The organism is Phocaeicola vulgatus ATCC 8482, assembly GCF_000012825.1.
Classification (GTDB): Bacteria; Bacteroidota; Bacteroidia; order Bacteroidales; family Bacteroidaceae; genus Phocaeicola; species Phocaeicola vulgatus.
Genome location: NC_009614.1, coordinates 3,217,105 through 3,229,594, shown reverse-complemented (window position 1 = coordinate 3,229,594; position 12,490 = coordinate 3,217,105). Strand labels below are relative to the sequence as shown.

The window sequence follows — 12,490 nt, the reverse complement described above, 5'->3', positions numbered from 1 at the left end:
CGGATTTCACTTACCTTTTAAACATACGGTCCATTTCGCGACGGTCGTCCTTCTCTTTCAATGACTCGCGCTTATCATATTGTTTCTTACCTTTAGCCAATGCGACAACCAGCTTCGCCAGTCCTTTCTCATTAATAAACAGACGGACAGGGACAATCGTAAAACCGGGGTTCTTTCCGGCTTCTTCCAATTTCCGCAGTTCTTTCTTATTCAACAACAATTTACGTTCGCGACGGGCAGAATGGTTATTGTATGAGCCGTAAAAGTATTCGGCTATGTGCATATTCTTCACCCACAACTCGCCTTGCACAAAATAACAATAGGTATCTACCAGACTGGCTTTGCCCAAACGGATGGACTTTATCTCGGTTCCCGTGAGCACGATACCTGCCGTGTACGTATCGATAAATTCATAATCGAACGATGCACGCTTATTCTTTATATTAATAGGAGTCGGTTTCATTAATTTAAAATAACAGATAACTCATTAAACACAGCGGCAATCAATGCCGGACAAACAATTATAATAACTGAAGCAATCAAGGTGTATCGTGTCAGTTTCTCTTCATTTACCTTCATCAGGGTACGTGCACCCTCGAACACCACGAATATAGTATAAAATTGCAATATCCAATGGAGAATGGAAATAGAGAACAACCCACTGACAATATCGAGCACAAAAGTCACTACCATAGAATAACCTACAAACTGCTGATTTAGTTCATACTGGTCTTCACGTCCTAACAGTTTCTTGCCCAACTGGTCTATGGCGTATGCCGCCAAAAAATATCCTCCGAACAAGGATACAAATATAGCACAACATCGTGTCATTGCTATCTGGAAAGCAGCGACCCCTGCCGTATTCCCAATGAATGTACCTATAAAAACGGACAATCCGCATAAACCTATCATGGGATAAACAAATGCTCCCAGCACTTTACGCCTATCCTCTTCCTTGCCAATTTCCTCCCATGCTTTTGCCGGAGATGAAATCAGCGATATTACTCGTTTAAATAAATCTTTGTAATTCAATGCCTAATCTATTTACCTCAGTTCAACTTCAATGAAATGCAAAGGTAATTAATTCACTGGAATAAACGAATAAAAAAACGCATACTTCTCTTGGGGGAATCAAAAAAATAAGCCTACTTTTATTATAGATTCAGACTTTCTTTATTTGATTCGAAGATTATTTCATCTCATAATAATACATTTAGAGAAATTCTTCTATACCTTAATCAAAAAGAAAGATAACTTCCGGAGAATATATGCTTATCTTTCGATATATTCAACCAGTGATATTCTAAATTCATTAGGTCAAAATAAAAATTTCGCATCCCAAAACTTTCCCATCGGCATAGCTGTTACAGAAATTATGCACGATGCGAAATTAAAATCAAAGTATTATGGATGACAAAGAAAAAAATGCAGAAGTGGCAAAAGCCATAAAATTACCAGACTTGGCATCTTACATGCAAGTAGTAATCAAACAGTTGGAAATAGACAAAAAATGGTCAGCAGTACATACATATACTTATACACTGAAATCCGTTACGGAGTTTTACGGAGGAAAAGGAACACCTGTGCCAATAGATGAAGCTTTCACATCTGGCAGGTTAAAAGAGTATGAGGAATGGATGAGACTGGAAGGAACAAGAAACAAAAAGACCGACAAGAAAAGGTCAGATAGAAAACATGGAGTACCGAAAGGCCTGAGTTTGAATACTATATCAACCTATATGCGAACCCTGAAAGCTGTATATAACCGACTTGCCGATAAAAAAATATTGCCTTATAACCCGAAGCTATTCGATAATGTATACACAAAGGTAGAATCACAGACCAAACGAGCACTGGATACAAAACAAATGAATACACTACTGCACACCGATATAGAAAAATTGCCCAAAGAGATGCAATGTGCATTGGCATATTTCTTACTAATGTTTCTATTCCGGGGAATGCCATTCATTGACCTTGCCCATCTACGAAAACAAGATGTGAAAGGAAAATATATTGTATATAGCCGTCACAAAACAGGACGACAGATAACAGTGCGCATTCCTAAAGAAGCAATGAAACTGATAGAGAAGTTCAAGAATATGAATTATGATTCCATTTATCTATTTCCGATTCTAGACAAAAAAAACGCAGCAAAGGAACAGAGTCAGAAAAATGGAAAAATAAAAAAAGATAAAGAGCTATATATGAACTATCTCCGAGTACTGCGCAACTTCAACTTGAAGCTAGAAAAAATAGCGACATTGTTACTGCCTGATGTAAAGCTCAGTTCATACACGCCGCGCCATACATGGGCGACATTAGCATTTCATGCAGGAGTAAATATCGGTATTATCTGCAAGGCATTGGGACACTCTTCCATTAAGGTGACAGAAACTTACTTGAAACCATTTGAAAACGAAAAGGTAGATATAGCCAATGACGAACTGATAATCTCGGTAGTAGCACATAATGGAGAAAAGGAAGTGGCATGAGGAATATCATATGACAGCCATTCAAATAAAAGAAGAATTACTTACCAAGTAATGGATGATTACTTTCACAAAGTAGGGAATATTTCCTCATAAATCCAAAGAAAAAGCTTATAAATCTGTATTAATCCACTATATTTTATTCAATTATAGAAAAACACATAAGCACAAGCACAATATTGCATCTGTCAGTACTTTAACTAATTTACAAAATTACACGACACCTCTTTCCATTTTTGACATCTCAAAAACGGAATCATATTTCTTACATCTTTTTCTATCCGACGAAATGTTTTTTCTTATTAAATACAGAATAAGAAAACGCTTTTCCTCACCCTGTGAGAAAAATATAAGCTATTACTTGGTAAGTAATGACTTAACAAAGTAAGTTTATCATGTTATCCGTATATACACGTGCACAAATAGCCATCGCCGTACTGCATGACCTTTCTTCTAGCAAAGTTCTGCAACCGGTCAAATTCCTCCTTCAAAACGAAGAATGGAAAGATTTACTTAATAAGCTGGAAAAAGTACAACTCATCCGCCTTTTACCAAACAAAGAAACAAGAATCCTTTTCTCATATGAATTTAGTCGCCCATTATTGCAAATATCCCTATTGAACGTACTTCAAACCATAAATATAGCCACTTATCGTTATACATCCGTTTCTAGGAATTACCATACACTGGTATGGCTACTCAAACACAAGGCAAAGAAAGGAGGTGCAAAATGAGAATATCCCCGACATTATATATCCTTTACCTTTTTGTTTTCTTGTTAGTTGCCTGTAACCGACGCGAACTGACTTATTCGCCCGAAGCAACAATAACAATCAGTGCCGATTGGAGTCAGTCAGGACTGAATGAAAAAGAGCAGGATTATGGTGCTACCGCCATATTCTACCCTACCGATGGCAGCACTCCTTTTGTAGCACTGATGGGTGACCGTACATACAAGACCCTATGCTTGAAAGAAGGATGTTACAACGTCGTCCTTTTCAACCGTTCATTCGATGATTTTGGTAACCTCTGTTTCAGAGGAGAAGAAAACTACCAGACGCTAGAAGCCTATGTAAAGAAGATGGAAATAAGGAACGAATCATCCTCTGAAAGAATTATTATGGAAAGTCCTGACGAACTTGCCGCTGATTATATCGAAGGCTTTGAAGTGACTTCTGATATGCCGGAAAACTATTCATCAGCCATTACCCAACAAAGTAACCGAAATTCCACCAGGAACGAAAATAGTTGTCACTTACGCTTCACCCCCAAAAAACTGACTCAAAAAATAACGGTTAAAATCCGTATCAAAGGAATGAACAACATACGAAAAGCTACCTGCACATTAGACGGCATTGCAGAATCCATATTTCTCGTTTCGAAACAAAATTCGGAAAAGACAGTAACACAAGTGCTACGCTTAAGCAATCCCATTTATGATTCCGGCTCGGTAACAGAAGGAACGCTGAGCACTACTATTAGTGTGTTCGGCTTCGATGTAGAGATTCCACACAACCTACATCTGAAAGCAAAGTTAGTAGACGGGAAGACCATATTTGAAGAAAGTTTTAACGATTTGGCAATAAGACGGTTGGATGAAGAAGACGGAACTATGAGCGTTTTTATTGACATGGCATGTGAAAAGACCGTGCCGAATGTAAAAACAGAAGGTAGCTCAGGATTTGACGCTGATGTAGATAAATGGAACGATGAAGTGAACAGCGATATAGATATATGACAGATATGGGTAGTTATAATATTAATTTTAAAAAAAGTAGAAAATGGAAGTGAAAAGTTTATTGATGGTGATGGCAACACTGACTATAGCTGGTTGCTCACAGAATGAAATGACAGAAATGAATCCGGATACGAACCGGACAATCGGGTTGGACGTATATACGGAAGTACAGACCAGAGGAACGGAAACTACAACGTCCACATTGAAAGCAAATGCCGGTTTCGGTATTTTTGCCTATCAGACAAGCAGTGCGGGATGGAATAGTGAAAAAGGAAACACAACACCTAATTTCATGTACAATGAACATGCTACATGGACTTCTGATAGTTGGGGATATACTAATTTACGTTTTTGGCCAATAGATGATAAGAAAATAACATTCTTTGCTTATGCGCCTTATGAATCCAAACCGGAAGTTGGAACAGACCAAAAAATAACTTTATCAGGACAGAATGCCAAAGGCGCTCCGACAATCACCTTTGAGGTAAAGACTTCTAATAACTGGAAAGATATGATAGATTTGGTAACAGACTGCCATACTGCCATACAAGACCAAACTAATGAAAGTAATAAGGGGACGGTTCAGTTCAAGTTTAGTCACGTACTTACCCAAATAGCCAATATCAAGGTGAAGCCAGATGTGAACTTAGGTACTGATACCAAAATTTTTGTAACGGGATTAAAGTTAGATCCAGGAAGTACAACACTTTACAACAAGGCTGTTTATAAATTCGATAACGACACTTGGGAAGCCATATCTCCTGACGCATCTTATTTTTCAACAGAACAAGACCTGAGTGATTTTTTAAATAAAACAACCACCGACCAATGGGGATATAATAAAAGTTCTATCAATGTAAGTGATGACCAGAATGCAACCGCGTTATTCTCAGATACAGAAGCTCTTTACTTTATTCCGGTAAATAACAAAAACGGTACCACCAACGCAGGTGACTTAAAACTGAAAATCAATTATGACATCGTAACCAAAGTGACCGACACAAGTAATCTGACAAGTACCATAACAAACAAAGAAGTTTCACTACCGAAAAATACGTTCAAGAAAGGAACGAAACATACCTACGTATTGACTATCAAGATGAATGCCATTAAGATTACGGTGGAGGATAATATGGAAGGTTGGACTGATGATAGCGACTCTGATATTAATGTAGAGAAATAATTTCCTTTTGCAGCCAAAACATGATACATACTGGCTATGGAAAGAAAACAGACCGGACAGGGTTGAATGTTTCTTCCCTGTCACTACGGTTAAAAAAGCACGGACGTACAATAAAATAGAAAAAGAAACATGAATCGAAAAACAGAAAGCATAAGGGTGAAACAATTGTATGGCATTTTCCTTGCTGCAACTTTGTTATTGGGAGCTTGTACCCAGGAAGAGGGTACGAACAAATTTCCCCAAGAAAATATCCCTATCAGCTTTTCAGGAAACGTTCCGGTAATGAGATCTGTTAAAGAGTATACCACAACAAGTGATCTTGAAACTATCGGTGTGTTTGCCTACTTCACACACGGAAATTTCAATAAAGATGCCGCAACACCGAATTTCATGTATAACCAGCTTGTTGGTAAACAAACAGACGGCACATGGTCTTATAGTCCGGTCAAGTTCTGGCCGGACAATTCAACAACAGATAAAATCAGTTTCTTTGCTTATGCTCCTTATATAAATGAAACAGCAAGTAGCAACTTTTTCGTTCAAGACAAAGAGAGTTCAAATGGATTTCCGATGTTGAGTTATACCGTTCCCACAGCCGAAAACAAACAGATAGATTTTCTCGCTGCAACTCCGGTTATGAATCAAAACAATGGCAATGTAAGTTTTAAACTGCGCCATACACTAACCAAGATCAATGTTTATGTAAAAAGTAATGATGATACGGAGGAAAAGTCCGTAACCTTTTTCTCCATTACGGGAATAAAAAGCGGAATACTGACCTATTATACTCCTACGACTGATAGCGACAAAGGCTGGCTGTGGGCATTTCCATCACCTGACAAGAAAGAAACTTTTACCGCTGACATAACCAATTTCCCTGTACCGAATACTATTGCGGAAGAAAAGAAATTGTTAGCTACTTTTTTCCTGCTTCCTGCCGGAAAAGGAAGTCAGTTCAGCATCACTTATCAATATGCGGCAAAAGACGGAAATAATAATGCCATTACTCAAGCTATCTGCATAGAAAATCAATCTTTACCTTCTACTGACACTTGGAATCCGGGAGCTTCTGTAAGTTATACCATCGGTATCTCAAGAAAAACTATTTCCGTGATGTCAGAAAATGATATCGCATCATGGGAAGGAGGCACGGATTCTGAAACGGTAAATGGAACAGAAGAGAAACAAATAACGAATTAATGGGACAAATAAAAATCAGCCTTGTACTAAGGTGCTAATTTTAAACAAGATAATAACAAAGAAAAATGAAATCTTTCACCGGCATAATCTTTTGGAGCATCCTCTTGATTTGTAGTGCATGCACCGACGAAAATGAAACAAATAATGGAAAAAGAACGGACTGCTACAATGGAACTCCTCTCACTGTTCGAGCAACAGCAACCGGGTTTGAAAACGTTCCCGGTTCCGAAAAGCCTTCCACACGTGCTTCTGTGACAGATGAACATCTTAAAACAGAATTTGTAGACGGTGATTCTATTGGTATATTCTCCATAAAAGATAGCACAATAGTGGATGACATTAACAATATCCCATTGGTTTATAACGTGTCAAATGATAGTTGGAATCCGGTTGAAAACAGCAAGACACTCTATTGGTATGATGGAGCGAGTTACATCGCATACTATCCATATAGGAAGAATATCACACTAGATGTTTCAAAGGATACAGATGAAGCTATTGCTTCGTTGACCAGGAATGAGAAACTGCAACCTTCGAAAGACCAATCCACAAAAGAAAAGCATACTGTGAGCGACCTGCTGATTGCTACTGGCGTACCTACTACCGGCAATTCTTCCGGAATAATCCTGAACCTGCAGTTTAAACACCAATTTACATTGCTTGTGCTGCAACCACAAGCATACATAGGTTGTTTTGCACCCGAAAATGCAGGTTTTGTTTACCACAAAGAATCAAGAATTTTAGGAACAGACTCAGCAGCTATCAATGTGAACTTGAATGGCATTACTCCATATCAGATCGATTCTGTAAAATTCTGCGCCATTGTCCCATCACAAAAAAATGCCAGAATTACCGGAAGCTATGTAACCGCCGACGGCAGAAATAATACGAATACAAAGATAAACTATTCGGGCAGTTCCATCACTTTTGCTTCTGGGAAATGCTATACTCTGAAAGTAATCAGCCCTGTACCCGGCAAAGGAAGCACAGAAAGAAAACTTTATCCCGGAGATTTTGTCTTTCAGAATGAAACCGAAAAACGAATAGAGATACATCCCGGAGACGGCATGCTGGAAGAAAACGGGAAAATATATGATTATCAGAATGCTATTGGAATGGTCATTACTTGCGATTCTAAAAAAATGACAGATGTAAAATGCAATGAAAACGGTTGGAATCATGCTTATGTAATGGGGTTTGAAAATTTAGGGACCGGTCGTTGGGGGGGAATGGAACGAATCGAAGAAGGGATTACTCCAATGACAAAAGATGATGAAATTGAGAAGAATATGAACGGTTATTCTGAAACAGAACAAATGTTGAAGAATTATACTGCTAATGTACAGGGTAGTTACAGTGCTTTTGAATCAATAAGAAAATATAGAAACAGTAACAAAATTCCTGATGGACTTAATCGCAGTCCATGGTTCGTACCGAGTATCGGACAATGGTTTGATATGCTGGTGAATATTTGTGGAAAATCTCCAAGAGATTTTCGAAATGAAACCAGTAACGGCCTAAACGACACAGGATGGGGACAAGAAACACTGGATAAATTGACTATACAGTTATCTAAAGTAGGTAATTCGTTACCGCAGTTTAGTGATACCTACAGACTTGGCTTCAGTTGCAGTTCCCAATATGATAAAGACAGATGCTGGATGTTACTTTGGCACATTGATGATCCTGAATATCCTAATTGGGATAGAGTCTGTTTGCAAGGATATGATAAAAAAGCTTATTGGAATGTACGTCCGTTTTTTGCTTTTTAATTATTTATCGTCTTGAAACAGTCTTGTTTCGGAGCAGTAGAAACTTAGTGGAGATTTTTTTCATGCGGTTGTTTGTGATACCCTGTATGAACACTCGTCATTTTTTAGGGATGGTTTGTATGACAGACCAAAATAAGTCTGCCAAAGGGAATTACACCCATTGCGGGAGATGATCAGAGGACGTTTCTTTCATGTTCCTGCAAAGTTTTTGATACATATGCGTAACTTTATAATCAGATTCATCCTTAAAAGATCTTATCCATATCTCTAAACCTTTCCTGCCCTATGGTTAAGGGTTTTCTTCCTGTTTGTTTTATCTCCGCAAGCCTTTGGAGTTAACTCCATAGCCTTGGGAGATAACTCCAAAGCTTATGGAAACAACTCCAAAGGCTATGGAGATAGAATACATCCGTATAAAAAGGCTTAATCAGGGAAGAGAAAAGGCTTATGCAACAGGAACGAATGTGATATGTTGTTATTACGGCAGCAGAAAGATCGAACCGTTTAAAAATTCATGTCAACTCTTTTCACACGCAGAAGGTATATACTGAATCTAAAGAAAGATATGAACAGGAAAATAAGAAGTAGGCCCCGTCAAATTTCTTCCCCCCCTTATCTTATAAATTGAACCACATAGTTCCATTAAATAAAAATCCCCTTCAACCGTAACTGAAGGGGATTTCACTATATAATAAAGTATTATTAATAACTTCCTTGCATATTCGAAGCACTACATTTCACTGTAGAAACAAGTTCTTTGTCATTTTCTCCCTTTGCAGTCACCTTAACTACAATAGTATCACTCTTAGGCACTACTTGATCGAAAATGTCACGAAATTCCATATCATTAAAAGGCATATGGAAACTAATCAAAGCACCTCCTGTCTGATAAGCATCATCAGCCCCTTTGGTCTGTCGAAGTCTTGTCACCAATGTATCCTCCTTGGCTTCTACAGCATATAAATGGAAATCATTCATGTTCAGCTGTTCTTTAGTTTTAAAGGTAAAAGGTACGTTGACATATCCATTTATAGCCCATATCTTATTATTAGAATCCTCCAATGACACTAGTGCATACTCATTTTTCAATGTATCAGCCTGAACATTAAAATCTTTATAATTCAAAATAGCTATTAGGCCAACTTCACTTACCTTATAAGACTTTTTCCCCTCTGTAATCGCTTCTCCTTCCATCAGTTTGATCCCTACCTGCACACGCTTGTAATAACTGCCATCAGATGCCTTAAGACCGGCCAATACACTTGAAGCCACTGGAGTATAAGTATATCCCCATGCATCTCCTTTCAGGACAGGTCCACCAAAAATACTACCATCTTCCACAGTAACGATCTCATAAAGATCATAATTGGGGCCGCTATCACCATCATTCAAACAAGAACTAAAAGTAAACACCGATACTAACCCAGCAAATATTGCTGCCAATTTCATTTTTTTCATTTTCTTCTTTATAATTATTAGGGTTTGCAAAATTAAATAAAAGAATCGGTTTCCAAGAAAGAAACTTAATTCTTTTTATTGTTTTAATGATTAAATGAAAAATTGGCTTAAATACTGCGTCGCCACTTGTCTTTTAACATTATTTTTTATTCATGTTTCATCCTCTGATAAGACTTGCTTTATCTTTTGTTTTAACTATTTTTTTCACCGAAATTCACTTGTAGCCTATCCGCCATTAACCCATTAATAAAAATTAATACATAAAAGAACAAGCAGTTGGGCTATAGTACCACTTTATTTCCTATCTTTGAAACAAAACACCCATTAACCATAAAATCTAGAATATTATGCTAATACTCAAGAAATCATGTAAAGCATTGATCACCGCCCTATGTACATTGTTTATATACTCTTGCAGCAGCAATGATGAACTGGATATCAACAGTTATCAGTTGCAATCTATTCAATGGAAACTTAGTGCAGATGATGCCGAGAAAGTCGATACAATTGAGTTGCCTCCTAAAACAACCAGCAACAATACAGAAGAACCTATGTCTATCACTTTTTCATTTGAAGAAAACATAAAAGAAACATCACAATTTTACAGTGACGACCCGGAACTATTCAATTCTTTGACTTTAAAAGAGAATATATTGGTTGATATTACAGCTAATGCCAGTACCTTGAGCTCTGAATATAGAAAATTATCATCCGACTTACATGCACCTCTGTCCCTTAACGAAACAGTGCTTTCCCCTCTATATAAATCAAAAGAAACACTAAAACTTTCTCCACATACAAAAGTAACGACTGAATGTAAAATATATATCAAAGAATATACAGCAACCTATTTGGCTATTTTTGAAAATGACAAAGGAGAAACTATAGAGATGAGTGGCAAATGGAAAGGAGCATTCAATAAAGGTTCCAAGGTTACTTATATTCTTAAAGATATAAAATGAAACATTTGAATTTAATATAGGGTAATGAAGTAGACTACAGCATAACCAATCCTCATCTATCCTATATTTTTCAAAAACATTTTTTTAATCAGCCTATGACTAAAAGAATCGGGATAAATATATAGTTAAATATGCAATCTACATGATCTTATACATTATTTTTGCCGATAAGATCAATTTCCATTCCTAACCGATTCGGTAAAATAAACTATTTATGAACGCTGTATTCTTCAACGAATACATCCAAACAAGCCCTAGATTTATGACCGATTTCACCCCGTGGACACTCTTTGTCGATACAGGCATCATCTCAGTACTGCTACTGCTCGGCAAACTCATGAGAGTAAAAATAAGATTCATCCAAAGGCTGTTCATCCCCCCCAGCCTGTTGGCCGGGTTTATAGGACTGTCCTTGGGACCTCACGGTTTCGGCATCATACCTCTTTCCACCCAAACAGGAACTTATGCCGGCATATTGATAGCCTTCATTTTCGGCGCTCTCCCCCTCATCTCACAAAAGGCAGCCAAAGGAGATGCAGACAATATAGGCAGCATGTGGGCATATTCACAGGCAGGAATGTTGTTGCAATGGGCTTTTGGAGGACTGTTGGGATTGCTTGTCCTGAACCGGATATGGCCCTTGAACCCTGCCTTCGGCATCACTATGCCAAGCGGCTATTGCGGCGGGCACGGTACAGCAGCAGCCATCGGACAGGCTTTCAGCCAGTTCGGATATGACGAAATTCTAACTTTGGCCATGACTGCCGCCACCTTCGGTATCGTAGCGGCAGTCATTATCGGACTGATCATCATAAAATGGGGGACAAAGAAAGGGCACACCTCCTTCCTCGCCAATTACGATGACCTTCCTCACGAATTACAGACAGGCCTGTTGCCCGGCGACAAACGGGAAAGCATGGGTGAAAGTTCTTGCTCTTCCATCTCCATTGACCCGCTGACCTTCAATCTTATCATCGTAGCAGTGATAGCATTAGGCGGATACTGCATCAGCAAAACAGTATCCCACTTTATGCCGGGGTTTGAACTGCCGGTATTCAGTTGTGCATTTGTGGTAGGTATATTCATCAAAAAGATATTCGACAAAACAAGAACCAGTGATTATGTCTGCCCGCAAACCATAGGCCACATCAGCGGAGCCTTTACCGATTTTCTGGTAGCTTTTGGAATTGCTTCCATTAAAATATCTGTTGTAATAGAGTACATCATACCCTTATTAATTCTGTTAGTCTCAGGATTAATCGCAACCCTGATTTATGTTCTGGTCATGGCCCGCAAACTAATGAAAGAATGTTGGTTCGAGAAAGCTATCTTCACATGGGGATGGTTTACAGGAACTATGGCTATGGGCATCGCATTGCTCCGCGTTGCAGACCCCAAAATGCGCAGCCGATGCCTGGATAACTATGCACTGGCTTACTTGTTCATCGCCCCGGTAGAGATTTCTCTGATAACTTTCGCTCCGGTAGCTTTCTTGAACGGTTACGGACTGGTGTTTACGGGAATCTGCCTGGCGGCAGGACTTGCCGTACTGGCAACCGCCTATATCAAAGGTTGGTTTATCAGGAAACAATAAATGGAATGACACCGGAATAACAAGACAAAAAAAGTAAGTTAACTTGCTTGACCAAGCAACATAGGTTCGTCAGCCAACGAACGTATCTTAC

Annotated in this window: 11 protein-coding genes; 8 read left to right on the top strand and 3 right to left on the bottom strand. The window is 38.5% G+C overall.

The features are described from left to right. Nucleotides 1–10: 10 nt before the first annotated feature. Nucleotides 11–463 (bottom strand): SsrA-binding protein, encoded by a 453-nt coding sequence (gene smpB / locus BVU_RS12725; protein ID WP_005847465.1) that lies wholly within the window; start codon nucleotides 461–463, stop codon nucleotides 11–13. Next, a complete protein-coding gene (locus BVU_RS12720) occupies nucleotides 463–1,032 on the bottom strand; it encodes a Yip1 family protein (RefSeq protein ID WP_005847462.1) in 570 nt (189 codons plus the stop codon). Before BVU_RS12720 ends, smpB begins: the two co-directional genes overlap by 1 nt. A 374-nt stretch (nucleotides 1,033–1,406) precedes the next feature. Between BVU_RS12720 and BVU_RS12715 the strand changes: the two genes are divergently transcribed. The 6 genes from BVU_RS12715 to BVU_RS22800 all read left to right on the top strand — a co-directional run bounded on the left by BVU_RS12715 (nucleotide 1,407) and on the right by BVU_RS22800 (nucleotide 8,812). Beyond that, a complete protein-coding gene (locus tag BVU_RS12715; protein WP_005847461.1) occupies nucleotides 1,407–2,495 on the top strand; it encodes a tyrosine-type recombinase/integrase in 1,089 nt (362 codons plus the stop codon). Between the two features lie 727 nt (nucleotides 2,496–3,222). Then, entirely contained in the window at nucleotides 3,223–4,230 is a 1,008-nt protein-coding gene (locus tag BVU_RS12705; protein ID WP_005847459.1) for a DUF5119 domain-containing protein, read from the top strand. A gap of 43 nt (nucleotides 4,231–4,273) precedes the next feature. Further along, entirely contained in the window at nucleotides 4,274–5,413 is a 1,140-nt protein-coding gene (locus tag BVU_RS12700; protein ID WP_005847458.1) for a fimbrillin family protein, read from the top strand. A gap of 129 nt (nucleotides 5,414–5,542) precedes the next feature. Beyond that, the gene (locus tag BVU_RS12695) at nucleotides 5,543–6,613 is read left to right on the top strand and encodes a fimbrillin family protein (protein ID WP_005847456.1); all 1,071 of its coding nucleotides are present in this window, start codon (nucleotides 5,543–5,545) and stop codon (nucleotides 6,611–6,613) included. Nucleotides 6,614–6,678: 65 nt separating this feature from the next. Next, a complete protein-coding gene (locus BVU_RS12690) occupies nucleotides 6,679–8,385 on the top strand; it encodes a fimbrillin family protein (protein ID WP_011965634.1) in 1,707 nt (568 codons plus the stop codon). 349 nt (nucleotides 8,386–8,734) lie between these two features. Beyond that, nucleotides 8,735–8,812 (top strand): hypothetical protein, encoded by a 78-nt coding sequence (locus tag BVU_RS22800; protein ID WP_229035905.1) that lies wholly within the window; start codon nucleotides 8,735–8,737, stop codon nucleotides 8,810–8,812. Nucleotides 8,813–9,087: 275 nt separating this feature from the next. Here BVU_RS22800 and BVU_RS12685 read toward each other — a convergent pair whose 3' ends face one another. Further along, nucleotides 9,088–9,843: a hypothetical protein gene (locus tag BVU_RS12685; RefSeq protein ID WP_005847454.1), complete on the bottom strand. Its 756-nt coding sequence runs from the start codon at nucleotides 9,841–9,843 to the stop codon at nucleotides 9,088–9,090. Between the two features lie 347 nt (nucleotides 9,844–10,190). Between BVU_RS12685 and BVU_RS12680 the strand changes: the two genes are divergently transcribed. Further along, entirely contained in the window at nucleotides 10,191–10,805 is a 615-nt protein-coding gene (locus BVU_RS12680) for a hypothetical protein (protein WP_011965633.1), read from the top strand. A gap of 214 nt (nucleotides 10,806–11,019) precedes the next feature. Then, a complete protein-coding gene (locus tag BVU_RS12675) occupies nucleotides 11,020–12,399 on the top strand; it encodes a sodium/glutamate symporter (RefSeq protein ID WP_005847452.1) in 1,380 nt (459 codons plus the stop codon). Nucleotides 12,400–12,490 lie beyond the last annotated feature (91 nt).

Excerpts from the sequence above, each read along its gene's own strand:
- smpB (WP_005847465.1), bottom strand. The coding sequence starts at position 463 with ATGAAACCGACTCCTATTAATATAAAGAATAAGCGTGCATCGTTCGAT.
- BVU_RS12715 (WP_005847461.1), top strand. The coding sequence starts at position 1,407 with ATGGATGACAAAGAAAAAAATGCAGAAGTGGCAAAAGCCATAAAATTA.
- BVU_RS12705 (WP_005847459.1), top strand. The coding sequence starts at position 3,223 with ATGAGAATATCCCCGACATTATATATCCTTTACCTTTTTGTTTTCTTG.
- BVU_RS12700 (WP_005847458.1), top strand. The coding sequence starts at position 4,274 with ATGGAAGTGAAAAGTTTATTGATGGTGATGGCAACACTGACTATAGCT.
- BVU_RS12695 (WP_005847456.1), top strand. The coding sequence starts at position 5,543 with ATGAATCGAAAAACAGAAAGCATAAGGGTGAAACAATTGTATGGCATT.
- BVU_RS12690 (WP_011965634.1), top strand. The coding sequence starts at position 6,679 with ATGAAATCTTTCACCGGCATAATCTTTTGGAGCATCCTCTTGATTTGT.
- BVU_RS12685 (WP_005847454.1), bottom strand. The coding sequence starts at position 9,843 with ATGAAAAAAATGAAATTGGCAGCAATATTTGCTGGGTTAGTATCGGTG.
- BVU_RS12680 (WP_011965633.1), top strand. The coding sequence starts at position 10,191 with ATGCTAATACTCAAGAAATCATGTAAAGCATTGATCACCGCCCTATGT.
- BVU_RS12675 (WP_005847452.1), top strand. The coding sequence starts at position 11,020 with ATGAACGCTGTATTCTTCAACGAATACATCCAAACAAGCCCTAGATTT.